The organism is Sulfuritalea hydrogenivorans sk43H (genome assembly GCF_000828635.1).
GTDB lineage: Bacteria > Pseudomonadota > Gammaproteobacteria > Burkholderiales > Rhodocyclaceae > Sulfuritalea > Sulfuritalea hydrogenivorans.
On record NZ_AP012547.1, the window covers coordinates 1,679,193 to 1,705,599 of the forward strand.

Annotated in this window: 30 protein-coding genes; 15 read left to right on the forward strand and 15 right to left on the reverse strand. The window is 62.9% G+C overall.

The window, feature by feature from the left end; genetic code table 11:
- From SUTH_RS08215 to SUTH_RS08275, 13 genes are all read left to right on the forward strand, one after another.
- Entirely contained in the window at positions 1-786 is a 786-nt protein-coding gene (locus tag SUTH_RS08215; RefSeq protein ID WP_041098452.1) for an enoyl-CoA hydratase/isomerase family protein, read from the forward strand.
- Between the two features lie 29 nt (positions 787-815).
- A complete protein-coding gene (had, locus tag SUTH_RS08220) occupies positions 816-1,895 on the forward strand; it encodes a 6-hydroxycyclohex-1-ene-1-carbonyl-CoA dehydrogenase (RefSeq protein ID WP_041098454.1) in 1,080 nt (359 codons plus the stop codon).
- A gap of 37 nt (positions 1,896-1,932) precedes the next feature.
- Positions 1,933-3,063 (forward strand): 6-oxocyclohex-1-ene-1-carbonyl-CoA hydratase, encoded by a 1,131-nt coding sequence (gene oah / locus SUTH_RS08225; protein WP_041098456.1) that lies wholly within the window; start codon positions 1,933-1,935, stop codon positions 3,061-3,063.
- Between the two features lie 145 nt (positions 3,064-3,208).
- Positions 3,209-3,955, forward strand: a complete 747-nt coding sequence (fabG, locus tag SUTH_RS08230; RefSeq protein ID WP_041098458.1) for a 3-oxoacyl-ACP reductase FabG — start codon at positions 3,209-3,211, stop codon at positions 3,953-3,955.
- A gap of 14 nt (positions 3,956-3,969) precedes the next feature.
- Positions 3,970-5,154 carry an acyl-CoA dehydrogenase gene (locus SUTH_RS08235; RefSeq protein WP_041098459.1) on the forward strand — a complete coding sequence of 395 codons (1,185 nt, stop codon included), beginning with the start codon at positions 3,970-3,972 and terminating at the stop codon, positions 5,152-5,154.
- A gap of 71 nt (positions 5,155-5,225) precedes the next feature.
- Complete coding sequence (locus SUTH_RS08240) at positions 5,226-6,806, forward strand: benzoate-CoA ligase family protein (RefSeq protein ID WP_041098461.1); 1,581 nt, start codon at positions 5,226-5,228, stop codon at positions 6,804-6,806.
- A 142-nt stretch (positions 6,807-6,948) separates the two neighbouring features.
- Positions 6,949-8,157 (forward strand): ABC transporter substrate-binding protein, encoded by a 1,209-nt coding sequence (locus SUTH_RS08245; RefSeq protein ID WP_041098463.1) that lies wholly within the window; start codon positions 6,949-6,951, stop codon positions 8,155-8,157.
- A gap of 43 nt (positions 8,158-8,200) precedes the next feature.
- Positions 8,201-9,067: a branched-chain amino acid ABC transporter permease gene (locus SUTH_RS08250; protein ID WP_041098464.1), complete on the forward strand. Its 867-nt coding sequence runs from the start codon at positions 8,201-8,203 to the stop codon at positions 9,065-9,067.
- A 4-nt stretch (positions 9,068-9,071) separates the two neighbouring features.
- Positions 9,072-10,061, forward strand: a complete 990-nt coding sequence (locus tag SUTH_RS08255) for a branched-chain amino acid ABC transporter permease (protein ID WP_052473453.1) — start codon at positions 9,072-9,074, stop codon at positions 10,059-10,061.
- Entirely contained in the window at positions 10,054-10,815 is a 762-nt protein-coding gene (locus SUTH_RS08260) for an ABC transporter ATP-binding protein (protein WP_041098466.1), read from the forward strand. Before SUTH_RS08255 ends, SUTH_RS08260 begins: the two co-directional genes overlap by 8 nt.
- Positions 10,808-11,521, forward strand: coding sequence for an ABC transporter ATP-binding protein (locus tag SUTH_RS08265; RefSeq protein ID WP_041098468.1), 714 nt, complete (start codon positions 10,808-10,810; stop codon positions 11,519-11,521). Before SUTH_RS08260 ends, SUTH_RS08265 begins: the two co-directional genes overlap by 8 nt.
- A gap of 150 nt (positions 11,522-11,671) precedes the next feature.
- The gene (locus SUTH_RS08270; protein WP_041098470.1) at positions 11,672-12,451 is read left to right on the forward strand and encodes an alpha/beta fold hydrolase; all 780 of its coding nucleotides are present in this window, start codon (positions 11,672-11,674) and stop codon (positions 12,449-12,451) included.
- Positions 12,452-12,494: 43 nt separating this feature from the next.
- A complete protein-coding gene (locus SUTH_RS08275; RefSeq protein WP_041098472.1) occupies positions 12,495-12,914 on the forward strand; it encodes an acyl-CoA thioesterase in 420 nt (139 codons plus the stop codon).
- Between the two features lie 108 nt (positions 12,915-13,022).
- Here the strand turns inward: SUTH_RS08275 and SUTH_RS08280 are convergent, their stop codons facing one another.
- The 5 genes from SUTH_RS08280 to SUTH_RS08300 form a co-directional block, all read right to left on the reverse strand.
- Complete coding sequence (locus SUTH_RS08280; protein WP_041098474.1) at positions 13,023-13,250, reverse strand: dodecin family protein; 228 nt, start codon at positions 13,248-13,250, stop codon at positions 13,023-13,025.
- A 105-nt stretch (positions 13,251-13,355) separates the two neighbouring features.
- A complete protein-coding gene (locus tag SUTH_RS08285; protein WP_041098475.1) occupies positions 13,356-15,680 on the reverse strand; it encodes an aldehyde ferredoxin oxidoreductase C-terminal domain-containing protein in 2,325 nt (774 codons plus the stop codon).
- A 113-nt stretch (positions 15,681-15,793) separates the two neighbouring features.
- Positions 15,794-16,270: a MarR family winged helix-turn-helix transcriptional regulator gene (locus tag SUTH_RS08290; protein WP_041098477.1), complete on the reverse strand. Its 477-nt coding sequence runs from the start codon at positions 16,268-16,270 to the stop codon at positions 15,794-15,796.
- Positions 16,271-16,339: 69 nt separating this feature from the next.
- Entirely contained in the window at positions 16,340-17,638 is a 1,299-nt protein-coding gene (locus SUTH_RS08295) for a phenylacetate--CoA ligase family protein (protein WP_041098479.1), read from the reverse strand.
- Positions 17,639-17,851: 213 nt separating this feature from the next.
- Positions 17,852-18,463, reverse strand: a complete 612-nt coding sequence (locus tag SUTH_RS08300; RefSeq protein ID WP_041098481.1) for a UbiX family flavin prenyltransferase — start codon at positions 18,461-18,463, stop codon at positions 17,852-17,854.
- A gap of 137 nt (positions 18,464-18,600) precedes the next feature.
- Here SUTH_RS08300 and SUTH_RS08305 point away from each other — a divergent pair, with 137 nt between their 5' ends.
- Positions 18,601-19,068: a pyridoxamine 5'-phosphate oxidase family protein gene (locus tag SUTH_RS08305; protein ID WP_041098483.1), complete on the forward strand. Its 468-nt coding sequence runs from the start codon at positions 18,601-18,603 to the stop codon at positions 19,066-19,068.
- A gap of 66 nt (positions 19,069-19,134) precedes the next feature.
- On the opposite strand, the gene SUTH_RS08310 is transcribed toward SUTH_RS08305, so the two are convergent.
- The 6 genes from SUTH_RS08310 to SUTH_RS08330 form a co-directional block, all read right to left on the reverse strand.
- The gene (locus tag SUTH_RS08310; protein ID WP_041098485.1) at positions 19,135-19,533 is read right to left on the reverse strand and encodes a VOC family protein; all 399 of its coding nucleotides are present in this window, start codon (positions 19,531-19,533) and stop codon (positions 19,135-19,137) included.
- A gap of 70 nt (positions 19,534-19,603) precedes the next feature.
- Positions 19,604-19,816 carry a type II toxin-antitoxin system HicA family toxin gene (locus tag SUTH_RS20220; protein WP_041098487.1) on the reverse strand — a complete coding sequence of 71 codons (213 nt, stop codon included), beginning with the start codon at positions 19,814-19,816 and terminating at the stop codon, positions 19,604-19,606.
- Positions 19,813-20,022 (reverse strand): type II toxin-antitoxin system HicB family antitoxin, encoded by a 210-nt coding sequence (locus SUTH_RS08320; protein ID WP_041098490.1) that lies wholly within the window; start codon positions 20,020-20,022, stop codon positions 19,813-19,815. The genes SUTH_RS20220 and SUTH_RS08320 overlap by 4 nt, the downstream gene beginning before the upstream one ends.
- A gap of 301 nt (positions 20,023-20,323) precedes the next feature.
- Entirely contained in the window at positions 20,324-20,611 is a 288-nt protein-coding gene (locus SUTH_RS19630) for a hypothetical protein (RefSeq protein WP_171817334.1), read from the reverse strand.
- 3 nt (positions 20,612-20,614) lie between these two features.
- A complete protein-coding gene (locus SUTH_RS19325; RefSeq protein ID WP_148312881.1) occupies positions 20,615-21,100 on the reverse strand; it encodes a hypothetical protein in 486 nt (161 codons plus the stop codon).
- Positions 21,101-21,217: 117 nt separating this feature from the next.
- Complete coding sequence (locus tag SUTH_RS08330; protein WP_171817335.1) at positions 21,218-21,919, reverse strand: tetratricopeptide repeat protein; 702 nt, start codon at positions 21,917-21,919, stop codon at positions 21,218-21,220.
- A gap of 385 nt (positions 21,920-22,304) precedes the next feature.
- On the opposite strand from SUTH_RS08330, the gene SUTH_RS08335 reads away from it, so the two are divergent.
- Positions 22,305-22,826: a M48 family metalloprotease gene (locus tag SUTH_RS08335; RefSeq protein ID WP_148312882.1), complete on the forward strand. Its 522-nt coding sequence runs from the start codon at positions 22,305-22,307 to the stop codon at positions 22,824-22,826.
- Between the two features lie 11 nt (positions 22,827-22,837).
- Here the strand turns inward: SUTH_RS08335 and SUTH_RS08340 are convergent, their stop codons facing one another.
- The 4 genes from SUTH_RS08340 to SUTH_RS08355 are packed head-to-tail and all read right to left on the reverse strand — an operon-like array spanning position 22,838 to position 26,377.
- The gene (locus SUTH_RS08340; protein WP_041098498.1) at positions 22,838-23,152 is read right to left on the reverse strand and encodes a 2Fe-2S iron-sulfur cluster-binding protein; all 315 of its coding nucleotides are present in this window, start codon (positions 23,150-23,152) and stop codon (positions 22,838-22,840) included.
- Complete coding sequence (gene prmB / locus SUTH_RS08345) at positions 23,149-24,048, reverse strand: 50S ribosomal protein L3 N(5)-glutamine methyltransferase (RefSeq protein ID WP_041098500.1); 900 nt, start codon at positions 24,046-24,048, stop codon at positions 23,149-23,151. Before prmB ends, SUTH_RS08340 begins: the two co-directional genes overlap by 4 nt.
- The gene (dapE, locus tag SUTH_RS08350) at positions 24,045-25,187 is read right to left on the reverse strand and encodes a succinyl-diaminopimelate desuccinylase (RefSeq protein ID WP_041098502.1); all 1,143 of its coding nucleotides are present in this window, start codon (positions 25,185-25,187) and stop codon (positions 24,045-24,047) included. Before dapE ends, prmB begins: the two co-directional genes overlap by 4 nt.
- A complete protein-coding gene (locus tag SUTH_RS08355; protein WP_041098504.1) occupies positions 25,187-26,377 on the reverse strand; it encodes a PilT/PilU family type 4a pilus ATPase in 1,191 nt (396 codons plus the stop codon). The genes dapE and SUTH_RS08355 overlap by 1 nt, the downstream gene beginning before the upstream one ends.
- Between the last annotated feature and the right edge of the window lie 30 nt (positions 26,378-26,407).

Sequence of the window (26,407 nt, forward strand, 5' to 3'; positions counted from 1 at the left end):
ATGACTAACTTCGTGACCGATTTCAAATTCATCACTTATGGCGTGGCAGGCGGGCTGGCGACGCTGACCATCAACAAGCCTCCATTCAACGTGCTCGACATTCCGATGATGGAGGAGATCAACGTCGCGCTCGATGCCTGCCTCGCGGCGAACGACGTCAAGCTGCTGCTCATCACCGGCGCCGGCGAGAAGGCGTTTTCGGCGGGTGTCGAAGTGGCCGACCATACGCCGGACAAGGTGGACCGCATGATCGAAGTGTTCCACGGCATCTTCCGGCGCCTGAACCGGATGCCAATGCCGACGCTGGCGGCGGTGAATGGCGCGGCGCTCGGCGGCGGCATGGAACTGGCCATCGCCTGCGACATGCTGGTGGCGGCGGCCGGCGCCAAGTTCGGCCAGCCCGAGATCAAGCTGGCGGTGTTTCCGCCGATCGCCGCCGTGCTGCTGCCGCGGTTGGTGCCGCCGGCGCGGGCGATGGAACTGCTGCTGGGCGGCAACAACATCGACGCCGATGAAGCGCTGCGCATCGGCCTCGTCAATCGCGTTTTTGCCAAGGAGAGCTTCGCCGCCGACCTCAAGGCCTTTGTCGATCCCTATCTGGCCCTGAGTCGTGCCGCGCTGCTCAGCACGCGCAAGGCGATCCGCGCCGCGAGCGACAAGCCCTTCGATGCCGCGCTGGATGCCGCGGAAGAAATCTACCTCAAGGAACTGATGGCTACCGAGGATGCAAAGGAAGGCCTGGCCGCGTTCCTTGAAAAGCGCAAACCGGTCTGGCGCGATCGCTGAACAAGACAACCCTACACGTGGAGGCAATAGTGATTCCTGAATTCATCGATACCTGGCAAATGACCGAGCCGGGCAAGCTGCTGAAGACCCGCATCCCGACGCCGGCGCTGGCCGCCGGCGAGGCCTTGGTCAAGGTCGCCGGCTGTGGCGTCTGCCATACCGATCTGTCCTATTTCTACATGGGCGTGCCGACGGTGCAGAAGCCGCCCCTGTCGCTCGGCCACGAGGTGTCCGGCGTGGTGGTGGCGGCTCATGAGTCAACTGCGGCGCGCGTGCTCGGCAAGGAAGTCATCATTCCGGCGGTCCTGCCGTGCAACAAATGCGAACTGTGCAAGACGGGACGCGGCAACCGTTGCCTCGCCCAGAAGATGCCGGGAAATTCGATGGGCATCTACGGCGGGTATTCCAGCCACATTCCGGTGCCGGCGGCGGACCTGTGCATCGTCGGCAATCGCGGCAACATTCCGCTGGAGCACCTGTCGGTGGTGGCGGATGCGGTGACCACGCCCTACCAGGCGGCCATCCGGGCGCGACTCACGGCCGGCGACCGCGTCATCATCATCGGCGCGGCGGGCGGTGTCGGCAGTTTCATGACCCAGGTGGCCAAGGGCATGGGCGCGGCGGCGGTGATCGGCATCGACATCAATGAGGAAAAGCTGGAGTTCATGAAGGGCTACGGGGCCGACTTCACCATCAACCCCAGGGGCAAGACCGCCAAGGAGGTCAAGGAGCTGTTCAAGGCCTTCTGCAAGGAAAAGGGTCTGCCGTCCAACTATGGCTGGAAGATCTTCGAAGTCACCGGCAGCAAGCCCGGCCAGGAGCTGGCGCTGTCGCTGCTGTCCTTCACCGGCACGCTGGTGGTGGTCGGCTACGGCAGCGACGAGACTTCCTACATGCTGTCGAAGCTGATGGCCTTCGACGCCGAACTGATCGGCACCTGGGGCTGTCTGCCTGAGTACTACCCGAAGGTTCTGGACATGTGCGTCGACGGCAGGATTGCGCTCGGACCGTTTGTCGAGACGCGCCCCATGAGCCAGATCGAGCAGGTGTTCGACGAAGCGCATCACGGAAAGCTCAAGCGGCGCGTGATTCTGACCCCCGATTTCTGATAGCGGCACACTTACGAATTTACAGAGGAGAATCAACATGGCACTGGAATGGCTACGCAGGGAAAACGATCTGAAGGATCATCAGCTTTTTGACAACAGCCACTTCGGCAAGGATGCGCCGACGGTGATCTACGAAGAGCGTCCGGTGCTGGACGACAAGGGTGCCGCGGTGCCGGGACTGTTCTCCGCCTGGATCTGGCTCAACAATCCGAGCCAGTACAACTCCTACACCACCGACATGGTCAAGGGCGTCATCGCCGGCATGCAGCGCGCGTCCTCCGACCGGAAGGTCGTCGCCGTGGTGTTCACCGCGGTCGGCGACAAGGCCTTCTGCACCGGCGGCAACACCGCCGAGTATTCCTCCTACTACTCCAAGCGGCCCAACGAGTACGGCGAGTACATGGATCTGTTCAACGCCATGGTCGACGGCATCCTCAATTGCAAGAAGCCGGTGATCTGCCGCGTCAATGGCATGCGCGTCGCCGGCGGACAGGAAATCGGCATGGCCACCGACATCACGGTGACCTCCGACCTCGCCGTGTTCGGCCAGGCCGGCCCCAAGCACGGCTCCGCCCCGGTTGGCGGCTCGACCGACTTTTTGCCCTGGTTCCTGTCCATGGAAGATGCGATGTACAACTGCATCTCCTGCGAGACCTGGAGCGCCTACAAGATGAAGTCGAAGGGACTGGTCACCAAGGCCGTGCCGGTGCTGAAGAAGGACGGCCAGTGGGTGAGGAATCCGCTGGTGCGTACCGACACCTTCGTCGATGACGGCGAGATCGTCTATGGCGAGCCGATTGCCGGCGACAAGGTCGCTGCCGCCAAGGCGCTGATGGCCGAGTGCACGACCGATTTCGAGCTGCTCGACGCCGAAGTCAATCGCCTGGTCTGGAAGTTCGCCAACCTGTTCCCCAATTGCCTGATCAATTCCATCGACGGCATCCGCGGCAAGAAGAAGTTCTTCTGGGACCAGATGAAGCTGCCGAACCGCCACTGGCTGGCCGCCAACATGAACCACGAGGCCTGGCTGGGCTTCAACGCCTTCGACGCGAAGAAGGTAACGGGCAAGGACGTCATCGACTTCGTCCGCTTCCGCCAACTGGTTGCGGAAGGCGCACTGTTCGACGACAAGTTCGCCGAGCAGGTGCTGGCGAAGCCGAAGGGCTGAACGGCGGTTTTGTCCGCAGATTTCGCAGATTTGCGCAGATGAAGGCAGCACTTGTTTGGTCGTGCCGTAATCTGCGCAATCCGTGAAATCCGCGGACTGCTTTGGCTTTTCTTGCTGAATCATCATTTTCGATTGGGACCAGCACATGCAACTAAAGGATAGGGTGGCCATCGTCACCGGCGCCGGGCAGGGCATCGGCGCCTCGGTGGCGGCGGCCTATGCCCGCGAAGGTGCGAAGGTGGCGGTGGTCGACATGAACGGCGAGGCGGCGGAGAAGGTTGCCGCGGCAATAGTCGGCGCTGGCGGTACGGCGATCGGCGTCGCTTGCGACGTTTCCAGCCGCGAACAGGTCGAGGCCATGGCGGCGAAAGTGAATGCCGAGTGGGGGCGCATCGACATCCTGGTCAACAACGCCGGCATCACCCGCACCGCCATGCTCCACAAGATGACCATCGAGCAGTGGAACCAGGTCGTCGGCGTGCATCTGACCGGCGCCTTCAACTGCCTGCAGGCAGTGGTCGGCGGCATGATCGAACGCAAGTACGGCCGCATCATCTACGTCACTTCGGCAGCGGGCGTTCTCGGCACGATTGGTCAGATAAACTACAGCGCGGCGAAGGCAGGTATTCTTGGCATGACCAAGAGCACCGCGAAGGAATTGGCGCGCTACAACATCACCGCCAATGCGATCGCGCCGGGAGCGGCGACGCCGATGACGGAAGTGATCCGCACCGACGAGAAATTCAAGGACAAGTACCTCGACCGCATTCCGCTGGGTCGCTGGGCCGAGCCCGAGGAGATCGCGCCGGTGTTCCTGTTCTTTGCCTCCGATGCATCGGCTTACGTAACAGGACAGATACTCGCCGCCGACGGCGGCATGACAATTTACTGAAGGAAGGAATCACGATGGCCAGCAAGGCAAGTTTCAACTGGGAAGATCCGCTGCTGATGGACCAGCAACTCACCGAGGATGAGCGCATGGTGCGCGATGCCGCCGCCGCCTATGCCCAGGACAAGCTCGCGCCGCGCGTGCTGGAAGCCTTCCGCCACGAAAAGACCGATCCGGCGATCTTCCGCGAAATGGGTGCACTCGGCCTGCTCGGCACCACGATTCCCGAGGAGTACGGCGGTGCCGGCATGAACTACGTCTGCTACGGGCTGGCCGCGCGCGAAATCGAGCGCGTTGATTCCGGTTATCGCTCGATGATGAGCGTGCAAAGCTCGCTGGTCATGGTGCCGATCAATGAATTCGGCAACGAGGCCACCAAACGCAAATACCTGCCGAAGCTCGCCACCGGTGAGCTGATCGGCTGTTTCGGCCTCACCGAGCCCAACCACGGCTCCGACCCCGGCAGCATGGTCACCCGCGCCCGCGCCGTCGATGGCGGCTACAGCATCTCCGGTTCGAAGATGTGGATCACCAACAGTCCGATCGCCGACGTCTTCGTGGTCTGGGCCAAGGACGACGGCGGCCAGATTCGCGGTTTCGTGCTGGAGAAGGGCTGGAAGGGACTTTCCGCGCCTGCGATCCACGGCAAGGTCGGCCTGCGCGCCTCGATCACCGGCGAGATCGTGATGGACGAAGTGTTCTGCCCCGAGGAAAACGCCTTCCCCGAGGTGCGCGGCCTCAAGGGCCCGTTCACCTGCCTCAACTCGGCGCGCTACGGCATCGCCTGGGGCGCGCTGGGCGCCGCCGAATACTGCTGGCATGCCGCCCGCCAATACACGCTGGATCGCAAACAGTTCGGCCGGCCGCTGGCCGCCAACCAACTGATCCAGTTGAAGCTGGCCAACATGCAGACCGAGATCACCATGGCCTTGCAGGGTTGTTTGCGCCTCGGCCGGATGAAGGACGAGGGCACGGCCGCGGTCGAGATCACCTCGATCATGAAGCGCAATTCCTGCGGCAAGTCGCTCGAAATCGCCCGCATGGCGCGCGACATGCTCGGCGGCAACGGCATCTCCGACGAGTTCGGCGTGATCCGCCACGTGGTCAATCTTGAAGTGGTCAACACCTACGAAGGCACGCACGACATTCATGCGCTGATCCTGGGGCGCGCACAGACGGGGATTCAGGCATTCAGCGTTTAGCAGCGAACACCATTGCCGATAGTTTGCGGCGCTTTTGAGTCACCCGCCACAGAGCGGAGGAGGAGAGCACCATGCCAGAACTGAGTTCCGCCGATCACGCCAGCTCGCCGCCGCGCGTATCGATTCCGCGCCACTACAACGCGGCCCACGACCTGATCCAGAGGAATCTGCAGGCCGGACGCGCGCAGAAGGTTGCCTACATCGACGATCAGGGCAGCTACACCTACGGCGACCTGGCCGAGCGGGTCAACCGCTTCGGCAATGTGCTGGCGGGCATCGGCCTGGAGGCCGAGAACCGGGTGATGCTGTGTCTGCTCGATACCATCGATTTCCCGACGGCATTTCTCGGCAGCATCCAGGCCGGCATCGTGCCGATTGCCGCCAATACGCTGCTGACCACGGCCGACTACGATTTCATGCTCGGCGATTCGCGGGCCAGGGCGCTGGTGGTTTCGGAGGCGCTGTGGCCGGCGTTTGCACCCATCGTGGCGAAGCACAAGACTTTGCGGCACGTCATCGTTTCGGGCAAGGATGGCAAGGGGCATCCCTGTCTGAGCGACCTGATGAAGGGCGTCAGCGCCGGTTTCGAGCCCGCGCCGACCACCTGCGACGACTTCTGTTTCTGGCTGTATTCCTCCGGCTCGACGGGCACGCCGAAAGGCACGGTGCACTTGCATTCGCACCTGATCCAGACCGCCGAGCTTTACGGCAAACCGATCCTCGGCATCCGCGAAGATGACCTGGTGTTCTCGGCCGCCAAGCTGTTTTTCGCCTATGGCCTGGGCAACGGGCTTTCCTTTCCGCTGTCGGTCGGAGCGACCACCATCCTGATGGGCGAGCGGCCGACGCCACAGGCGGTGTTCCAGCGCCTGCGCCAGCACCAGCCGACGATCTTCTATGGCGTGCCGACCCTTTATGGCGCGCTGCTGGCCAGCCCCGACATGCTCAAGCGCGAGGAAGTGACCCGCCTGCGCGTCTGTGCTTCGGCCGGAGAAGCACTGCCGGCCGACATCGGCCGACGCTGGACGGAAACACTCGGCGTCGAGATTCTCGACGGCATCGGCTCCACCGAAATGCTGCACATCTTCCTTTCCAACCGGAGCGGCGAAGTGCGCTACGGCACCACCGGGAAACCGGTTCCGGGTTACGCGGTGCGCCTGATCGGCGAGGACGGCAACCCGGTCGCGCAAGGCGAAATCGGCGAACTGCAGATCAACGGGCCGAGCGCGGCGGCCATGTACTGGAACAGCCGGGAGAAGTCACGCCATACCTTCATGGGCGAGTGGACACGCAGCGGCGACAAGTACATCGAAACCGCCGAGGGCTATTTTCAATATTGCGGCCGCTCCGACGACATGCTGAAGGTATCCGGCATCTATGTCTCGCCGTTCGAGGTGGAAGGCGCGCTGATGACCCACGAAGCGGTGCTGGAGGCCGCGGTGGTGGCCCATGCCGACACCGATGAGCTGATCAAGCCCAAGGCCTACGTGGTGCTCAAGGCGGGCATCAAACCCTCGGATGAACTCGCCGAGGCACTCAAGCTGCATGTCAAGGAAAAGCTGGCGCCCTACAAGTATCCGCGCTGGCTGGAATTCGTCGCCGAACTGCCGAAGACGGCCACCGGCAAGATCCAGCGTTTCAAGCTGCGCTGAATCGCGCGAAATGCAGTGTGGTTTGTTGTCAACCGGCTTGACGCACCGGCGTGGAAGTGTTGTGATTGGGCCTCAAATTCCGGGGCGGGCATGAACAACAAGAAGCCCTGCCTACATACAGTTTCCAACGAGGAGCAAGACAATGCACAAGAATCAAAAAGCCCCGTATGACCGTCGCGAATTCCTCAAGGGCAGCAGCGCGATTGCCGGTGCGGCAGCCGCGGGAAGCTTGTTGCCGGCCGGCATGGCGCTGGCCCAGCAGGCCAAGCTGAAAGTCGGCCTGATGCTGCCCTACACCGGCACGTTTGCCCAACTCGGCGTCGCCATCACCAACGGCTTCAAGCTGGCGATCGAAGAGCGCGGCGGCAAGCTGGGCGGGCGCGAGATCGAATATTTCACCGTGGACGACGAATCCAACCCGGCCAAGGCGCCGGAAAATGCCAACAAGCTGGTCCAGCGCGACAAGGTCGATGTGGTGATCGGTACCGTGCATTCGGGCGTCGCCATGGGCATGGCCAAGGTGATCCGCGAGTCGGGCACGCTGTGGATCAACCCCAACGCCGGCGCCGACGAAGTGACGGGCCCGCTGTGCGCGCCGAACATTTTCCGCACCTCCTTCTCCAACTGGCAGACTACGCATGCGCTGGGCAAGGTGTTGAAGGCCAAGGGCCACAAGAATGCGGTGTTCATCACCTGGAAGTACGCAGCGGGCGAACAGATGATGGCCGGCTTCAAGGAGGGCTTCGAGAAGGAAGGCGGCAAGCTGACCAAGGAGCTGTATGTGCCCTTCCCGCAAGTCGAGTTTCAGGCCCTGCTGACCGAAATCGCCAGCATCAAGCCCGATGCCGTGGTGGCCTTCTTCGCCGGCGGCGGCGCGGCCAAGTTCCTCAAGGACTATCAGGCGGCGGGCCTCAAGGGCAAGATCCCCCTCTACGGCTCGGGCTTCCTCACCGACGGCGTGCTGGATGCGGTGGGCGATGCCGGCGAAGGCATCGAAACCACGCTGCATTATGCCGACGGTCTCGACACCAAGAAGGACAAGGCCTTCCGCCTCGCCTATGCCAAGACCTTCAAGCTGCAGCCGGACGTCTATGCGGTGCAGGGCTATGACGCCGGCCAGTTGCTGGCGGCCGGCCTCGACGGCGTCAAGGGCGACGTCGGCAACAAGGCGGGCATGATCAAGGCCATGGAAGCGGCCAAGATCGACAGCCCGCGCGGCCCCTGGACACTCTCGAAAGCCCACAACCCGGTGCAGGACATGTATCTGCGCAAGGTGGTCGGCAAGGAGAACAAGGTTCAGGGCGTGGCCTGGAAGGCCTTGGCCGATCCTGCGCGCGGTTGCAAGGCATAACATTTCCCGATCGAAAGGCGGCAGATGACTGCCGCCTTTTTTAATGGATTTCGCCTTTTTCCTGATCCAGTTGCTCAACGGCCTGCAGTACGGGCTGTTGCTGTTTCTGGTCGCCAGCGGCCTGACGCTGATCTTCGGCATCATGGGCATCATCAACCTGGCGCACGGCAGTTTCTACATGGTCGGCGCCTACCTGGCGTGGTCGCTGTCCAGCCTCACCGGAAGCCTGACCGCGGCCATTCTGTTGGCCATTCCCCTGACCGTGATTCTCGGCATGGCACTGGAACGCCTGTTGTTCCGCCACCTGTATCAGCGCGACCACCTGTATCAGGTCCTGCTCACCTACGGCCTGATTCTGGTCTTCGAGGAATTGCGCAGCGTGATCTGGGGCGACGACGTGCATGGCGTTGCGGTGCCGGCGCTGCTCAGTCATTCGATTCCGCTGACGGAAAATCTTTCCTATCCGGTCTATCGCTTGGCGATTTCCGGGGTCTGCCTGCTGCTTGCGGCCTGCCTCTACTTCCTGATCCAGAAAACCCGGCTGGGCATGATGATTCGCGCCGGCGCCAGCAATCGCGAAATGGTGCAGTCGCTCGGCATCGACATCAAGCTTATCTACACCCTGGTATTTGCGCTGGGCATCGTCCTCGCTGCATTCGCCGGCATGATCAACGCGCCGCTCTCCTCGGTGTTCCCGAACATGGGCAGCCAGGTGCTGATCATCTGCTTCGTGGTCGTTGTCATCGGCGGCATCGGCTCGGTCAAGGGCGCCATGGCCGCCTCGCTGATGATCGGCCTGGCCGAAACCTTCGGCCAGGTGCTGGTTCCCGAAGTGGCCGGCATGATCGTCTATGTGCTGATGGCGATCGTCCTCGTCTGGCGGCCCGAAGGCCTCTTCGGACGAGCTTGAACGGATGGAAAATCATCGCCTGACGAACTGGTTGCCTTACGTCGTGCTTGGCCTGCTCGCGCTGTTTCCGCTGGTCGAAAGCACCTTTTACACGCAGTTGCTGACCAAGGTGCTGATCATGGCGATCTTCGCCATGAGCCTCGATCTGCTGGTCGGCTACACGGGGCTCGTCAGCTTCGGCCACGCCGCCTACTTCGGCCTCGCCGGCTATGCGCTGGCGCTGCTGGCGCCGAAGTACGAGGCCGTCAGCCTGTGGTGGTCGCTGCCGGCGGCGATGGGCGTCTGCGCGCTGTTTGCGCTGGTCACCGGGACGCTGGTGCTGCGCACGCGCGGCATCTATTTCATCATGGTCACGCTGGCCTTCGCCCAGATGCTGTTCTTCATTTTCCACGACACCAAGATCGGCGGCGGTTCGGATGGCATCTACATCTATGCCAAGCCGACCATGAAGCTGGGCGAGTTCCAGCTGCTCGATCTGGAAAAGCTGGAAAACTTCTACTGGCTGGCGCTGGCCCTGACGGGGGCCGCCTACCTGCTGCTGCGCCGCGTGCTCGGCTCCACTTTCGGCCGCGCCCTGCTGGGCATCAAGGTCAATGAGCATCGCATGCGTGCGCTGGGCTTCCCGGTATTTCGCTACCAGTTGGCGAGTTTCATTCTCTCCGGTGCGCTGGCGGGCCTGGCCGGCTACCTGGCCGCCGTGCAGTACGGTTTCGTCAATCCGGAAATCCTCTCCTGGCACCAGTCGGGCGCCGTGCTCATGATGGTCATCCTGGGCGGCATGGGCACGCTGCACGGGCCGGTGGTCGGGGCATTCGCCTTTGTCCTGCTGCAGGAAGTGCTGTCCAACCAGGCGTGGTTCGGCCCTTCGGCCAAGCATTGGCAACTGGCCATGGGCATCTTCGTCATGCTGGTGGCGCTGTATCTGCCGCAAGGCCTGGCCGGGCTGGCGCAACGATTCGGCCGCAAGCCGATGGCGGAGGCGGCCGATGAGTGAGCCGCTGCTGCGCACCAAGGGGCTGACCAGGCGTTTCGGCGGGCTGGTTGCGGTCAGCGAGGTTTCGCTCGATCTGCACCTGGGCGAAATCCATGTCGTGATCGGCCCCAACGGCGCAGGCAAGACCACGCTGACCAACCTGCTGTCCGGCGACTTGCCGCCGACCTCGGGCGAGGTGCTGTTCGAGGGCCGCAATATCGCCGGCCAGGCGTCCGACCAGATTTCGCGGCTGGGCATCGGCCGCAGCTATCAGAAGACCAACATCTTCCTGCCCTTCACGGTTTTCGAGAACTGCCGGCTGGCCGCACAATCGCGCGCGCCGCATGCCTTGCGGGTCTTTCATGAGGCCGGGCGCTACGCCGACATCAACGGACGGGCGGAAGAAGCCATGGCTGTCGCCGGTCTCGGCCATCGCGCCCGGCGCGTTGCCGCCACGCTCTCGCATGGCGAACAGCGCCAGCTGGAAATCGCCATGTGCCTGGCGACGCAGCCGCGCCTGCTGCTGCTCGACGAGCCGCTGGCCGGCATGGGGCCGCACGAGTCGCAACGCATGGTGGAATTGATCAAGAGCCTCACGGCCGAGCATGCCATCATGCTGATCGAACATGACATGGATGCGGTTTTCGCGCTGGCGAGTCGTCTCACGGTGATGGTCAATGGCGAGGTGCTCGAATCCGGCACGCCCGAGCAGGTGCGCTCCAGCCCGGCCGTGCAACTGGCCTATCTCGGCGGCGAGGAGCTGTTGCATGACTGACACCCTGCTCGAAGCCAGCGGCCTGCATACCTTCTACGGCGTCAGCCACATCCTGCACGGCGTCGATTTCGCGGTGCGGCGCGGCGAGACCATCGGCCTCATGGGGCGCAACGGCATGGGCAAGACCACGCTGCTGAAGACCATGCTCGGCCTGGTGCGTCCGCGTGAAGGAACGGTCAGGGTGCGCGGCACGGACATGACCCAGGCCGCCACGCATGAGATCGCTCGGCGCGGCATCGCGTATGTGCCGGAAGGCCGCGGCATCTTCCCCAACCTGTCGGTGCGCGAGAACCTGGTGATGGCGGCGCGCGCCGGCGTGGAGGGGCGACGCGAGTGGAATTTCGATCGCGTCATCCACACCTTTCCGCGGTTGGGCGAGCGCCTGAACAACGGCGGGGCACAGCTGTCCGGCGGCGAGCAGCAGATGCTCACCATCGGCCGTGCGCTGATGACCAATCCCGACCTGCTGATCCTCGACGAGGCCACCGAAGGCCTGGCGCCGCTGATCGCGCGGGAGATCTGGAGCATCATCAAGACCATTCGCGCCTCCGGCATCGCAACGGTGATCGTGGACAAGAACTACGCCGCCGTCATGGCGCTGGCGGATCGCAGCGTGGTGCTGGTGAAGGGCAGGGTGGTGTTTGCCGGCGACTCCAATGAGCTTTCGGAGAATGAGGAATTGATGCACCGCTTCCTCGGCGTCTGAATACCCATGAATAAATCTACTGCGCGTGCCGGATCGGGGTTTGGGCGGTGCTCGCTATCCTCGCATATAGCAACATATGCTCCGGTAGCTGCGCTCCGGCCGCACCCCGCTGCGGCCCGCTCGCTACGATTTCTTCACGGGCATTAATCCATGCATAACGGCTTTATCTCGGCATCTGGCCGCACCCTCGAATATCAGCTGATCCCGGCGCACCAGATCAACCGCCCGACGCTGGTGCTGTTGCACGAAGGCCTGGGCTCGGTTGCGATGTGGCGCGATTTTCCGGCGAAGCTTGCCGCCGCCTCCGGCTGCCGCACGCTGGTCTATTCACGTTACGGCTACGGTCAGTCCGATGTGCTGCAAGCGCCGTTCGGCACCGACTTCATGCATCGCGAAGCGGGCGAGGCGCTGCCCGAACTGCTGGCCGCGCTGGACATTACGAAGCCGGTGCTGGTCGGTCATTCCGACGGTGCGTCGATCGCCCTGTTGCATGCGGGCGACGGGCGCTTCGACGTCGAAGGCCTGGTCGTCATGGCGCCGCACTGCTTCGTCGAGGACATTTCGATTCGCAGCATCGAGGCGGCGAAAGTCGCCTTCGAATCCACCGACCTGCCGGACCGGCTGGCCAAATACCACCGCGACGTGCGCCGCACTTTTTACGGCTGGAACGACATCTGGCTGCATCCCGAATTCCGCGCCTGGAACATCGAGGACTGCCTCGCCGGCATCCGCTGCCCGATCCTGGCGATCCAGGGCGTGGATGACGAATACGGTAGCATGGCGCAGATCGAGGCCATTGCCGATCAGGCCACCGCTGCCGCCGACGTCGAATTGATGAAGCTGGCGGATTGCCGGCATTCGCCGCACAAGGATCAGCCGCAAGCCGTGATCGATGCCATGGTACGTTTCGTCGACCGTCTCGACACCTGACCTTCGCATCATCCCGGAATCACCCCATCAGGAGACTCATCCCGTGACTACCGCCCATTTCGAATGCGACAAGCTGATCCGCTTCCATCATTGCGATCCGGCGGGCATCGTCTTCTATCCCCAGTATTTCGTGCTGTTCAACGAGCTTGTCGAGGACTGGTTCAATCAGGGACTGGGCATCGACTTCGCGCGCTTCCATGTCGAAAAGGGCCTCGGCGTGCCGATGGGCAGCATTCAATGCCGGTTTCTGTCGCCGAGCAAGGTGGGCGAGACCTTGCGCCTGTCGCTGTCGATCAGGCGCATCGGCAAGAGTTCGCTGGAACTCCACGTCCAGGGCGCTTCCGGCGGCGTGGCGCGGGTGGAGGCAACGCTGACCGTTGTCCTCGCCTCGCTGAGAACCTGGGGCTCGGTGCCGATCGAGGGCGAACTGCGGGAAAAGCTGGAACGCTATCTGGAAGACTGAAACGGTCGGACAGGCAAGAGTCGGCGCTGGCGACACGGCGACGCGGCGACATGGCGAATAAAAACGGGGACCGCAGTCCCCGTTTGCACGACTCGATCCGGAGTAGCGTCAGTCTTCGTACTTGAACGACATGGAAACGCGGGCACGATAGGCCGCTACCTTGCCGTTCTCGATTTTCATGTCGAGTTTGGTGACTTCGGCGACGCGCAGGTCGCGCAGGGTCTTGGCGGCCGCTGCAACGGCCGAGCTTGCGGCATCCTCCCAGGAAACAGTGCTGGAACCCACCACTTCGACGATCTTGTAGACGGGATTGTCGTTCTTCGATTTCTTGGCCATGGTCACCTCCGATGGAATATGGTTTTGGCTGAATTCATGCGATCAGCGAGTCCATCATAGTCCAATCAACCGCGACAGCGGTAAACCCGGGCCATCGCGTGGCGATCAGCCGCCGGCGATGATCGGCACCAGCTGTATCCGGTCGCCGCTGTGCAGTGCCTTCGTCATCTCGCCCGACAACAGCATTTCGCCATTGACCGTGATGTTCCAGCTCGGATCGTCCAGTGCGGAGACGGCTTCGGGCAGGTGCCGCCGCAGCGCGCGGCGAAACTCGGTGACGTTGGCCACCGGCGTGTCGATGACGATGGATTTCTCCGGGGCGCCGGGCAGCGGCTTGGGCAATTCGACGCGCAGCGCAAAGCCCGTCGCGGCCAGCGCCAGCTTCTGGTGCCAGTCGGCGCGCGGCACGCCTTCGCTGTTGAGGCCGGTCAGTTCGTAGAAGCGCGCCTTCATTGCCTCGAACTGGGTGCGGTCGATCTTTTCGCCCTTGAACGGGCCGGTGTCGATGGATTCCTCGAACCAGCGGCGGGGCAGGGTGTCGTCCTTCGCGCGCAGGCCGAGGCGGAAGTTCAGCAGGTGTTCGAGGCCGGTGATGTTGCGACCGATCTCGTCGAGTTGCTCGGCGCTCACCGGCTGCCCGGTCAGCGTGCTCAGCTGTACGGCGAAATCGCCGCAGTCGGGCAGGGTCGGCGAGTTGAACAGCTTGGTGTTGAAGCGGCACATGCCGATCGAATCGCCGACGGCAAAGGTGTTCTCGCAGCGGCGCACCGCCACTTCCTTGCCCTCGTAGCTGTTCGGCTGCGGCGCCACGGTGCCGCCGTAGAGCTGGGTCTTGAAGGCGGCGTCGTCGTTGATGCGGGCGTTGATTTCCAGCGTGACGCGATTGCGCAGGTGGTCCATGCCGCGCGTGGCGACCGAGAGGCCGAGGGCGAAGGCCTTGAGGATGCGCGAGTCGTGCGGGTCGGACTGGAACAGGCCCTTCACCGCCATGCGGTAATCGAGCGCTTCCTTCGGGTACTTGCCCTTGTCGACGGCGCGCGCCGAATCGGCAATGGTGTCGCCGAAGCCCTCGCGTTTGGCGGTCATGAACAGCAGCTTTTCGACCACCTCGTAGTTGCCCCACGACAGGTCGATGCCGCCGGTATGGCTGGCGTCGATGATGCCGCGCTGCCACAGCTCCATGGCCCAGGAAATCGCGCTGCCGGTCGAGGCGGAATCGAGGCCGAGGTCGTTGAGGATGTTGTTGAGGCGCAGCACCTGCTCTGGTTCGCGGATGCCGATCATCGGGCCGAACTTGCCCACCGTGACGTACTCGGGGCCGTCGCCCTTGTCGTATTTGTCGAACTTTCCGTCGCCCTTGATGCCCTGGTAGGTGCGTTGCTTGCCGTGCTCGATATCGGCCTGCGCCTTGTCGTAACTGGCATTGCCCTTGAGTCCCTTGAGCGCCGCCGAGCCCCAGCCGCCCTTGCCCTCGGGCGTCATGTCATTCTGGTTGCGGCAATGCACCGGGCATTTGTAGCAGCCGTCCATGCCGGGGCGATACGGATCGAAATTGTCGGCATCGAGCGATTCGTGCCAGGCCGTGGTCTGGTTGTTCAGCGTGCCCAGCGCGCCCAGCACGCGCGAGGGCTTGTAGAGGAAGGGCGTGCCCACCTGCTTCAGCGCGTTCTTGATCACCGAGGTCGAGGTGATCTTCTTGCCGATCACCTTGTTGTGTTCCTTGAGTTCCTTCTGCAGCGGCGGATCGCCGGGCTTGCCGTGGATCATGATGCCCTTGAGGCGCAGCGAACCCATCTTGGCGCCGCCGCCGCCGCGCGCCCAGATCGACTTGATGCCGCCCATGATGCCGCTGCACAGCGCGAGATTTTCGCCGGCCGTGGTGATGCGGGCCAGCGCCATGTCCTTGCGCTCGGTGACATTGAAGTCGCGTTCGACGGCGGCGGCGGTGTCGAGGTTGTCCAGTCCGACATAGGGCGTCGCGTCGAGAAATTCGATGGCTTCGCGCGAGATTTTCAGCAGCGTCCATTGCGGCGCCAGGCCGTAGAGCACGATGTGGTCGTAGCCGAGGCGCTTGGTGAAAGCCGGAAAATAATCCCCGGCGCTGGCGTCGAGAAAGGCATAACTGTCGGGCGAGCGGCTGGTGAAGTTGCCGCGCGTGGCCGAGGGCATGTCGCCGGTCAGCGTGCCGGCGCCGAAGATCAGCGGAATCTCAGGATCGAGCGCGTCCTTTTCCTCGTCCAGCAGGTTATAGAGCAGCACCATGTTGGCGCCGCGGCCGCCGAGGAAGCTGCGCATGACGTCGGCGGGAAGGTACTTGCCGCGGGTTTCACGGCGTTCGAGATCGACGAACAGCACCGCGCCCTGGGTAGGGTACTGCGGCGCATCGTGCATGCGCGCGCACAAGAGATCGACTTTGTTTCTGACGCTCATCACCCGGCCTCCATCAAGTCGCTTCGACAATGGTTATTAATATACTACACCAATTGTTGGATGTCCATCAATAACGACGGCAAAGCGGCCTGTCGGCACCTGCCGATGCGATTTCAGCGGTGTTCGGGGAAAACCTTTTGCAACAGCTTGAACAGCGACTGGCGCTCGGCTTCGCTGAAATTTCCCAGCAGGCGCTTTTCGTGCTGGGTGACCTGGCGTTTCAGCTTGCGCAGCAGGGCGGTGCCTTCGGTGGTCAGGCGCAGGGCATTCGAGCGCCGGTCGTGCAGGGCGGCACGCCGGTCCACCAGGCCGCGCCGTTCCAAGTTGTCGATGACCGTGACCACGGTCGAGCGGTCGAGGTGCGTGGCGCGGGCGAGGTCGCTCTGCTTCAGGTCGGGGTTGGCTTCGATGATCACCAGCACGCCGAACAGGCCGGGCGTGACGTCGAGTTCGCCCGGCCCCTGGGCAAAATCGCGGAACAGGGCAATTTGCGCCATGCGCAACTGGTAGCCGACGAGTTCCGGCAGCAGGCCGTAGTTGATCTCGGATCTGGTTTTTGCCTTGGACGTGGGGGCCTGGGTAGGGGGCATGGATTCGTCAGCTTGCGTCAATGGATGGATGGGAGCGTTGACGCGAGTTTATCAGGTCGCTTGTGCCCTTCATTCATCGAGTTTCACATGGAAGCGCTTGGCTTTCATGTCGAAGCGCGGCAGTGAGTTTCGCGTTACGTGATGCACGCGCGGGCGGAAGGCCAGCATGCAGTCGAGCTTGATCGCGATCTCGTGAATCACCGCGGGATCGGCGCCTTCGCACAGCTCGACCTCGATGTCCATTTCGTCCATCTGCCGGACCTTGTTCACAGTAATGCGGAATTCATCCACCTCGGAAAATTTGCGGAGGATGTTTTCCACGGCGGCCGGAAAGACATTGACGCCGCGCACCGTCACCATGTCGTCGGCGCGCCCGAGGATGCCGCCTTCGAAGCGCAGGAAGGTGCGCCCGCAGTCGCAGCGGTCGTGGTTAACCCGCACCAGGTCGCCGGTGCGGTAGCGGATCACCGGAAAGCCCCAACGGCCGAGGTTGGTGATCACCAGTTCGCCGCGTTCGCCCGGGGCGACGGCCTCGCCGGTCAGCGGGTTCAGCACTTCGGCGATGTACTCGCTTTCGATCAGGTGCGTGCCGCCGGGTTGCACGCGGCATTCGAAGGAATGGGCGCCGACTTCCGAGGCGCCGGCGTGGTCGAAGCAGTGGGCCGTCCACGCGGATTCGATGCGGTTCTTGGTCGCCGGCACGTTGGCGCCGGGTTCGCCGGCGTGCACCGTGGCCTTCATCGGGATCGATGCAATGTCGAAGCCGATGTCGCGGGCGATTTCCGTCAGGCGCAAGGCGTAGGTCGGCGTGCAGCACAATACGGTGGCGCCGGCATCGCGCATCAGTTCGAGGCGCTGCTGCGAATCGCGGCCGCCGCCGGGAATCATCAGCGCGCCGATCTTGCGCGCGCCTTCCACCGCCGCCCAGAAGCCGATGAAGGGGCCGAAGGCGAAGGCCATGAACAGCCGGTCCGAGGATGTGATGCCGGCGCCGGCCAGCACATGCGCCCAGCAGCGTCCCCACCAGTCCCATGACTCATGGGTGTCCATTACCTTCAAGGGCGCCCCCGTGGTGCCCGACGTCTGGTGCATGCGGACATAGGCTTCCTGCGGGTAGGTCAGGTTGGTGCCGAAGGGGCCGTGGGCGGCCTGGTCGTCCACCAGTTCGTTCTTTTTGGTCAGGGGCAGCCGGCGCAGGTCATCCAGCGACTTGATGTCGGCCGGCTGCACGCCCGCCGCCTGCCATTTGGCGGTGTAAAAGCGATTCCTGTTCCACAGCTCCGCCATCATTGCCTGCAGCTTCTTCAACTGCAAGTCGGCCAGTTGCTCGCGCGGCAGGGTTTCGGTTGCTTCGTCGAAATAGGTCATTGGGTGTTCACCGTGGATTGGCGGAAAGACTTCGAGAAGGCTGATGCGGTGGGGTTATCGGATGTTGCCGCCGGGCGGCAATCCGATAACCCTGATGGAGTATATACAATTGATCGCCAATTGTGTTGGAACTCCAATCATTCCGAGTCCATCGATCATCGCTGTTTTCTGGTGCGCTGCACCAGCACGGGTTTGCGTGTCCCGTGTCGCGGCTTACCGGTTGCCGTCGCCGCCTGGCTGCGGCCTGGCGCGCTGGCGCTCCTCGGTGCCGGTCCAGCGCTTGAACAGATCGGGGCCGATGTCGAGGTTGAACTGGTCGAGCGCCTTGCCGACCGACTGGTTGATGATGTCGTCCAGGGTCTGCGGCCGGTGATAGAAAGCCGGCATCGGCGGCACCATCACGGCACCGATTTCGACCGCCTGCGCCATCAACCGCAGGTGGCCGAGGTGCAGCGGGGTCTCGCGCAGCATCAGCACCAGCCGGCGCCGTTCTTTCAGGGTTACGTCGGCGGCGCGGATCAGCAGGTTGGTGGTGAAGGAATTCGCCACCGCGGAGAGCGTCTTGATCGAGCAGGGCGCGATCACCATGCCGTCGTGCCTGAACGAGCCGGAAGCGATGCTGGCGCCGATGTCGTTGATGTCGTGCACCTGGCTGGCCAGGCCCCTGACCGCATCGATCGTGTAGTCCGTTTCGTGGACAATCGTGCGCTTGGCGGAATCCGACATCACCAGATGCGTTTCCACCCCGGCCTGCTTCAGCACTTCGAGCATCCGCAGCCCGTAGATCGCGCCGCTTGCCCCCGAGATTCCGACCACCAGTTTCATGCGCTCACCCTTGTTCCAGAAATATCGCTGTCAAAGCAAACGCCATGGTACGCACATTCCGTTTGTCGGTGGCGTTTCATGGCAGGGCGACGGCCGCATAATGGCAGGCTTCGAGGGGCGCAACGGAAGGAAGCCCGATGCAAGCGATACTGCCGCAGCCGGTGGCCGACTACCTCGCCGGCCACCATGTCATGACCCTCGCCACCCAGGGCGCCGAAGGGCCGTGGGCGGCGGCCGTGTTCTATGCCGGCGACGGCTGCTCGCTCATATTTTTGTCGTCACCGACCAGCCGCCATTGCCTCAACCTGGCGCAGGACGCCCGCTGCGCCGCGACCATCCAGGAGGACTACCGCGACTGGGCGCGGATCAAGGGCATCCAGCTCGAAGGGCGCGTCAGCGAACTGCAGGGCGACGAAGCCGTGCGCGCCCAGCAACTCTACGGCGAGAAGTTTCCCATAGTCGGCCAGCCGGAAAATGTTCCGCCGGCCATCGCCGCCGCCCTGGCCAAGGTGCGCTGGTTCCGGCTGGTTCCGGAACGCTTCCATTTCATCGACAACAGCAAGGGCTTCGGCCACCGCGACGAAATTGCGCTGCCGCAGGGATGATTGCGCCGGGCGGGAGTCGGCGCCGGCGAGACGGCGAATCAGTGAGCGCTGGGTCGGGCCATCGCGCTACACATGGGGAAAGCCCGGATTGTGCGCGACCTCCCACAGAAAACCGTCCAGGTCAGTGAAGTACCCGGAGTAGCCGCCCCAGTCCGTGGGGTGCCCCTGCTTCGTGACCTTGGCACCGAACGCGGCAACACGCTCAAGCAATGCATCCACCTCTGCCGGAGAACGGACATTGTGTGCAAGAGCAAAGCCGCGGAATCCGGAGCCCTCGGGCGCAAGACCGGCATCGGCGGCCAGACTTTCCCGGGACCAAAGCGCAAGCCATGTCTTCCCAAGCTCGAAAAACGTGACCGACGGAGGCGTTTCGATCCGGGGCAGGCCGAGACACTCCGCGTAGAACCGGGTAGCTCGTTCCAGATCGGAGACACCAAGCGTAATCAGGCTTACGCGTGGTTCCATGGCGTACTCATCAAGATGTCCAACGTCCTCGGGAACGACGGGTTTTGCGTTACCGAGGAACCTGATTGCGCTAAAGGTCCTGCGGTGTGATGCCAGTGTGCTTAGCGATACGAGCAAGCATTCGGGGACCGATTTCCTCGCCATCGTGAAACGCGAAGACAACGTCGGGCCATCCTTCGCGCGACAGCGTGCGGTGGGATCCGGACTGCCGCTTGAGTTTCCACCCGATACCAAATAGCGCCGCCAGCAAACGCTTGGCCTTGACGGCCGGCCAGTGACTCATGCAGCGAGAGGAAGGGAGATGCTGATCTCGACGGGGCGCGACTCGTTTTGCTCAAGGCGTTCAGCCATGGCACGGAGAGCAAGTACCTCTGCCTTTGCCATGGCGTCATCGGCAGTCTTGCCGTAGCACAGGACGCCGGGAAGCTGAGGAACCTCGGCGATCCAGCGACCATCAACCTCTTCCTCGCATTCGATGCTGAAATTCATGATTGGTCTCCGGGACTGAACGAGCAGAATTGTAACGCGCCATGGCTTGTGACGCCGAACGAAGCTGTCGAAAACCTCTTTTCATGGATGCATTCTGCGGTGAACCAAATGGAATGGCAGTGTGGTCAAGCCTCTGGCCGCTCCCCGGTTTTCGACAAGAGTCGGCGCTGCCGGGACGGCGATTTACGACCTATTTGATGCCCCGATAGCACTACGAAGAATTCGCGCGCGGCATGGCATCGCGGATCGTCAGGAAGTCATATGATGATGACCCCTATAGCTCCTGTTTTACGCGTCAGAATCAGTGCAAAGCCCACGACACAAGCCGTCCCAATCCGTAGAAGGCTCCTGACAAGAGGCAGTTTCCGACAATGAGATAAACGAAGGCCAGTAGTATCTTTGCACCGTCTCGCTGATAGGTCGCAAGCATCTGAGGAAGACGGACAAAAATGTAGCCCACGGTAAACAATACGGATCCAGTGAGAATGCCCTCCAGCACAGGCCAGACAATGAAGCCAAGGGCGGCGGAACCAATGGCAGCAATTGTTTGGAAGAGCGTGCCAACAGGCCCAAGATGGTGAGAATGCATAGCCTAGCCCTCTTCACGGTATATGCTTAGCCACTCACTCGGCGTGAGCACTATCGCCGGGCTCACTTTGCGTAACTCACCCCGCTTGTCGAGGACTCGACGATCTGCAGTAATGAAGTAGCCCATGTATTTTCCCGCTTCAAAGACATGCGCCGCATCAGCGGCATATTTCTCGGAGTTCCCATCACCGGTAAGGATACGGTGAATTTCCGCCTTCTGCGTACGCTCCCCAGTGGTCAAAGCGGTCTCGACTGTATAGATCATCGCTCGCGCTTCGCGCTTTACGCCCTCAGGAGTATTCGGATGTTCAATCTCTTTTTGGTTGGAGTGTGCTAGTAGGACACTAATGCTTGTTTCCTTGGCGATGCGATGGATTTCCTGCGCTGCTACGTCTTCGGGGGCGTATTTTGGGTCAAAGGCGCACGCGTCTAGGAAGCTATTTGTCCGTCGAGGGTCAGGGTAACTTTCTCCAAAGGGAACTCGCGCCACGATTCCTCCTGACCTTTAACGTGGTGCAAGCTCAGAGGCGCGGAGCCGGCTTGCCGGCGGAGCGACCCTCTGAAGCGGCGGGCTAGGCGGCAAGCCTAGGAGCTTTCGCATTGCCATCTACTTGGTGTTGCCAGTGAGGCGCTGTAAATGCTGGTGTGGGTCTGGGTAATTGTAGCCGTCAGGGGTGAACTCGATTGCCTCCTCGTATAACCTTTGCGCTTCGTTGATTTGCCCCAGTTCTGCGAAACATACGGCGACATTGTTCGTGAGTATTGCGTACAGAGGATTGGCTCTCAGCATCTCCCGAGTCTTCATGAAGACGTAGGGCAATACGGTTCGAATTCGCTCGCCATCAACTATTTCTTCTCGGTAGCAGCGAGTCGGGTCTGAGTGTACTATCTTGGAAACGCTCGCCATGAGCCGATCAATACCTTGTTCGTATGTGTTCAAGGCCTCCTTGTGGCGACCTAGCTTCTTGTAGGTGATTCCAAGGCTGTTATACGCTTCATACAGATCGGGCCTGAGTTGGATAGCGGCCAGTAGGGAACGAACTGCGTCGTCGAGTCTTCCACTGAGCTGTAACGCAATGCCGAGTGCCAGGTGCACGGGCGCCTCATCAGCGTTAACCGAAACAGCTTTAGCGAGATAAGTAATGGCGTCATCAAGGCGACCAAGTGCGCGAAGAGCTACTCCGGACATATAGAGTGCGTACCAGTCGTTGGGTTCTTTGTGCAGGTGGCGGTTCAAGACCAACAGCGCCGACTCAGCACGTCCGGCCTGAATCAGTTCGACAATGCTGTTCTGCGCGACGATATCCATGGTGGTCATTGTGCGGGCTAACGATAAATTTGGCGCCTAAATGATGGAATGCTTTCCATCATGACGGAAAGCATTCCGGCCAATAGGCCTGCTAAAAAGACGCTTGATCGGTTTGAGTCGTTCATGATCGGCAGCCTGTAAAAATCGGTACGGCCTGAATCGTCGTCAAAAGCGTCAGCCCCTCCGCATGGGCTGACGCAGCGTTTTCTGAGGCACGAATCCTTGAAATTGCGAATCGTCCGGCAGCGGGCCGGAACATGTGGGATGGATTAGACGATGTATCCGGCATTTTTGCAAGAAGGCGTGCGGGAGTCTGTGCTGCATCGCCGTAGCGCCGGCGCCGACTCTTGCGGCGTCCGCGATGCAAATGGGCGATACTGGCTGCATGACGCGCACGATGATTCTCCTTTCCCTGCTGCTCGGCGGCTGTGCCACGACGCCGATGCCGCCGGAGCTGGCGGCGTGCCATGTGCGCATGGAGGCGCACGCGGCGCATCTGCGGACGGGCTTTGCCGCGCTGGGCCATCGGCCCGAGGTGCATCTGCGCCTGGATGAGGAGCTGGCCGATGGCCGGGGTTTCCGCAAGGGGAAGAGCACGCTGGGCGATGCGTCGCCCGGCGGAGCGATCCGGCTGCGTCCGTCCCGCGTCTGCGCGGACGAGGTGCTGGCGCGCGCGGTGGTGGCGCACGAGATGGCGCACGTCGCCTTGCAGCATCGCGGCGTGCCGGGGAGCGGCATCACGCTGCTGTGGGAAAGGCCGCCGCAGCAGGAAGTCGAGGCCGACGAGCTTGCCCATGCGGCCCTGCTGCGCGCCGGGGGCGATCCTCGCGCGGCGATGCTGGTCAGTTGCTGGTTGGGGCGGTGTGACCGCCAGGGCCCGCCGGGCGGGAACTCGCGCAGCCGGTGAGCCGCGCGGCCTTACTGCCGTTCGGGGATGCGCACCACGAGGCCGTCGAGTTGCGGCGTGATCCTGATCTGGCAGGCGAGGCGGCTGTTCTTTTTGCGCCTGGCAGCGGTGCCGGCCAGCATGCTTTCCTCGTCCGCCGCCGGGGGCGGCAGGGCGTGGCTGCTCTCGACATGGACGTGGCAGGTGGCGCAGGAACAGAAGCCGCCGCAGGCGCCTTCGATGCCCGGCACACCGTTGAAGATTGCTACCTGCATGAGGTTCTCTTCGCCGTCGGCGTCGACCGCATGGCGGCTGCCGTCCTTGAGGATGAAGGTGAGGGTGGTCATGCGGCGGGCAGGTCTTCGCGCGTGACGAGGAAGACCTTGCCTTCGGCGTGCTCGGTGTCGAGCCAGACCATGGGCATATCGGGGAAGGCGGCCTCGACCAGGTGCTGGTTGTGGCCGACTTCGATGGACAGCAGGCCGCCGGGGTTGAGGTGTTCACGGGCCTGGGCGAGGATGCGGCGCACCACGTCGAGGCCGTCGGGGCCGGCGGCCAGCGCCAGCGCCGGTTCGTGGCGGTACTCGGCGGGCAGGGCGTCCATGGCCGCCGCCGTGACGTAGGGCGGGTTGCTCAGGATCAGGTCGTAGCGCTTGCCTTTGACGGCGGCGAACAGGTCGGACTCGATGGCATGCACGCGGTCGTCGAGGTGGTAGTCGGCGATGTTGCGGCAGGCCACCACGAGGGCGTCGGCCGAGATGTCGATGGCATCGACGTCGGCATTGGGGAAGGCGTGGGCCATCAGGATCGCCAGGCAGCCCGAGCCGGTGCACAGGTCGAGCGCGGCGCCGACGGATTCGGGATCGTCGATCCAGGGCGCGAAGCCGTTTTCCAGCAGCTCGGCGAAGTAGGAGCGCGGCACGATGACGCGCTGATCGACGTAGAAACGGTAGGGGCCGAGCCAGGCTTCCTGCACCAGGTAGGCCGTGGGCAGGCGATGCACCACGCGCTGCTGCAGGTTGCCGAGCAGCGCCAGGCGCTCGGTTTTGGTCAGGTGGGCGTCGAGCCAGGGATCGAGCGTGTCGCGCGGCAGGTGCAGGGTGGCGAGCACCAGCCAGACGGCTTCGTCCCAGGCATTGTCGGTGCCGTGGCCGAAAAACAGCCCGGCCTCGTTGAAGCGGCTGACCGCCCAGCGCAGCCAGTCGCGGATGGTGATCAGTTCATCGGTGGCGCTGTTGATCACGTTGTCATCAGCCGTTCGAAGGTGCGCTCGTAGATGCGCGCCAGCGGTTCGAGGTCGGCGACGGCGATGCATTCGTCGATCTTGTGGATGCTGGCGTTGACCGGGCCGAATTCGACCAGTTGTGCGCAGATGTCGGCGATGAAGCGGCCGTCGGAGGTGCCGCCGGTGGTCGAGAGTTCGGCGGCGATGCCGATCTCGGTGGCGACGGCCTCGGTCAGCGCTTCGCACAGTGCGCCGCGCGGCGTCAGGAAGGGCTTGGCGCCCAGCGTCCAGCGGATGTCGTATTCAAGGCCGTGGCGGTCGAGCAGGGCATGCACGCGGGATTGCAGGCTTTCCACCGTGCTGGCGGTGGCGAAGCGGAAATTGAACATGATCTCGAAGCTGCCCGGCACGACATTGCCGGCGCCGGTGCCGGCGTGGGCGTTGGAAATCTGGAAGCTGGTCGGCGGGAAATATTCGTTGCCCGCGTCCCAGGTGGTGGCGGCGAGTTCGGCCAGCGCCGGCGCCGCGAGATGCACCGGGTTCCTCACCAGATGTGGATAGGCAACGTGGCCCTGCACGCCCTTGATGGAGAGGCTGGCCGAGAGCGAGCCGCGGCGGCCGTTTTTCATGGTGTCGCCGAGGCGGCCGACGCAGGTCGGTTCGCCGACGATGCAGAAGTCGATCTTTTCATTGCGCGCCTGCAGCGCTTCCACCACGCGTACCGTGCCATTCACGGCGTCGCCTTCTTCGTCGGAAGTCAGCAAGAGGGCCAGCGAAAAGTCGGCGCTGGCGGGACGGCGATTTGCTAGGCGTTCCATGGCCACCACGCAGGCGGCGATCGAACTCTTCATGTCGGCCGCGCCGCGTCCGTAAAGATAGCCGTCGCGCACGGTGGGTTCGAAGGGCGGCGAGGTCCATTTTTCCAGCGGGCCGGTGGGCACCACGTCGGTGTGGCCGGCGAAGCAGATCACGCGGCCCGTGGGTTTGCCAACGGGATCGCGGCGTGCCCAGAGGTTCGAGACGCCGCCGGCGTCGATGCGTTCGATGGTGAAACCGAGCGGCGTCAGCCAGGAGGCGATCAGGTCGAGGCAGCCGGCATCGTCGGGCGTGACCGAAGGGCGGGCGATCAGTGCCCGCGCTTTTTCGAGCACCGGCATCAGGCGTCCATGTTCAGCTTGAAGTCGCTGAACGATCCCGGCGCGACCGACTTCGTGTAGTCGGGGGCGCCCTTGTTGGCCTCGGCGGCGGCTTGTGCGCCGAGGGTGCCTTCCGCTCCGGGCACCACCGTTGCGGCGTTGTTGATCACCTGCTGCAGGTTGTTGGCGGAGTCGGCGTTGGCCAGTGCTTCGTCGAGCGTGATGGCGCCGCTCTTGTAAAGCTGGAACAGCGCCTGTTCGAAGGTCTGGCTGCCGGGCACCATGCTTTTTTCCATGGCGTCCTTGATTTCGCTGAGTTCGCCCTTTTCGATCAGTTCGGCGATGTAGCGCGAGTTGAGCAGGATTTCCACCGCGGCGATGCGGCCGCCGCCGGGGGTCTTGACCAGGCGCTGGGAGATCACGCACTTCAGCGTCACCGAAAGGTCGGCGAGCAGCGACGGACGGTTTTCCAGCGGATAGAAGCTGATGATCCGGCTCATCGCGTGGTAGCTGTTGTTGGCGTGCAGCGTCGCCATGCACAGGTGGCCGGACTGGGCGTAGGCGATGGCCTGGCCCATGGTGTCCTTGTCGCGGATCTCGCCGATGAAGATCACGTCCGGCGCCTGGCGCAGGGCGTTCTTCAGCGCGATCTGGTAGGCCTTGGTGTCGGTGCCGACTTCGCGCTGGTTGACGATGGACTTCTTGTTCTTGAACAGGAATTCGAGCGGGTCTTCCAGCGTCAGGATGTGTCCCGACGCATTTTCGTTGCGGTGGTCGATCATCGACGTCAGCGTTGTCGACTTGCCGGAACCAGTGGCGCCGACCATCAGGATCAGGCCGCGCTTTTCCATGATCACGTCTTTCAGTATCGGCGGCAGGCCAAGGGAGTCGAACCTGGGAATATCCACCGGAATGTAGCGCGCCACCAGGGCCGGCGTACCGCGCTGATAGAAACAGGAAAGGCGGAAGACGCCGACGTCGGGCGCCACGACGCGGGTTTGCAGTTCCTTCTCGCGGTCGAACTCGGCCATCTGTTCTTCGCTGAGAACCTCGCCGAGCAGGTTGCGCACGGCCGCCGGATCGAGGATGGCCGGATTGATCGGCACCGAATTGCCCAGCAGTTTGATGGTGATCGGTGCGCCGACCGAGAGAAACAGGTCCGAGGCCTTTTTCTCCGCCATCAAGCTGAACAGTCTTTGCATCGTTCCCATGTCTTTGCCTCCTCTGCGTGTTGCCTGATG

Coding starts and splice junctions, on each gene's coding strand:
- SUTH_RS08250 (WP_041098464.1), top strand. CDS start 8,201: ATGGATTTCGCCTTTTTCCTGATCCAGTTGCTCAACGGCCTGCAGTAC.
- SUTH_RS08290 (WP_041098477.1), bottom strand. CDS start 16,270: ATGCCCCCTACCCAGGCCCCCACGTCCAAGGCAAAAACCAGATCCGAG.
- SUTH_RS08295 (WP_041098479.1), bottom strand. CDS start 17,638: ATGACCTATTTCGACGAAGCAACCGAAACCCTGCCGCGCGAGCAACTG.
- SUTH_RS08255 (WP_052473453.1), top strand. CDS start 9,072: ATGGAAAATCATCGCCTGACGAACTGGTTGCCTTACGTCGTGCTTGGC.
- SUTH_RS08215 (WP_041098452.1), top strand. CDS start 1: ATGACTAACTTCGTGACCGATTTCAAATTCATCACTTATGGCGTGGCA.
- SUTH_RS08355 (WP_041098504.1), bottom strand. CDS start 26,377: ATGGGAACGATGCAAAGACTGTTCAGCTTGATGGCGGAGAAAAAGGCC.
- SUTH_RS08280 (WP_041098474.1), bottom strand. CDS start 13,250: ATGGCCAAGAAATCGAAGAACGACAATCCCGTCTACAAGATCGTCGAA.
- SUTH_RS19630 (WP_171817334.1), bottom strand. CDS start 20,611: ATGCATTCTCACCATCTTGGGCCTGTTGGCACGCTCTTCCAAACAATT.
- SUTH_RS08235 (WP_041098459.1), top strand. CDS start 3,970: ATGGCCAGCAAGGCAAGTTTCAACTGGGAAGATCCGCTGCTGATGGAC.
- SUTH_RS08245 (WP_041098463.1), top strand. CDS start 6,949: ATGCACAAGAATCAAAAAGCCCCGTATGACCGTCGCGAATTCCTCAAG.
- SUTH_RS08340 (WP_041098498.1), bottom strand. CDS start 23,152: ATGACCACCCTCACCTTCATCCTCAAGGACGGCAGCCGCCATGCGGTC.
- SUTH_RS08260 (WP_041098466.1), top strand. CDS start 10,054: ATGAGTGAGCCGCTGCTGCGCACCAAGGGGCTGACCAGGCGTTTCGGC.
- SUTH_RS08285 (WP_041098475.1), bottom strand. CDS start 15,680: ATGAGCGTCAGAAACAAAGTCGATCTCTTGTGCGCGCGCATGCACGAT.
- SUTH_RS08335 (WP_148312882.1), top strand. CDS start 22,305: ATGACGCGCACGATGATTCTCCTTTCCCTGCTGCTCGGCGGCTGTGCC.
- SUTH_RS08270 (WP_041098470.1), top strand. CDS start 11,672: ATGCATAACGGCTTTATCTCGGCATCTGGCCGCACCCTCGAATATCAG.
- SUTH_RS08320 (WP_041098490.1), bottom strand. CDS start 20,022: ATGAATTTCAGCATCGAATGCGAGGAAGAGGTTGATGGTCGCTGGATC.
- SUTH_RS08240 (WP_041098461.1), top strand. CDS start 5,226: ATGCCAGAACTGAGTTCCGCCGATCACGCCAGCTCGCCGCCGCGCGTA.
- SUTH_RS08330 (WP_171817335.1), bottom strand. CDS start 21,919: ATGGATATCGTCGCGCAGAACAGCATTGTCGAACTGATTCAGGCCGGA.
- SUTH_RS08300 (WP_041098481.1), bottom strand. CDS start 18,463: ATGAAACTGGTGGTCGGAATCTCGGGGGCAAGCGGCGCGATCTACGGG.
- dapE (WP_041098502.1), bottom strand. CDS start 25,187: ATGCCGGTGCTCGAAAAAGCGCGGGCACTGATCGCCCGCCCTTCGGTC.
- SUTH_RS08305 (WP_041098483.1), top strand. CDS start 18,601: ATGCAAGCGATACTGCCGCAGCCGGTGGCCGACTACCTCGCCGGCCAC.
- SUTH_RS08265 (WP_041098468.1), top strand. CDS start 10,808: ATGACTGACACCCTGCTCGAAGCCAGCGGCCTGCATACCTTCTACGGC.
- SUTH_RS08310 (WP_041098485.1), bottom strand. CDS start 19,533: ATGGAACCACGCGTAAGCCTGATTACGCTTGGTGTCTCCGATCTGGAA.
- SUTH_RS20220 (WP_041098487.1), bottom strand. CDS start 19,816: ATGAGTCACTGGCCGGCCGTCAAGGCCAAGCGTTTGCTGGCGGCGCTA.
- fabG (WP_041098458.1), top strand. CDS start 3,209: ATGCAACTAAAGGATAGGGTGGCCATCGTCACCGGCGCCGGGCAGGGC.
- oah (WP_041098456.1), top strand. CDS start 1,933: ATGGCACTGGAATGGCTACGCAGGGAAAACGATCTGAAGGATCATCAG.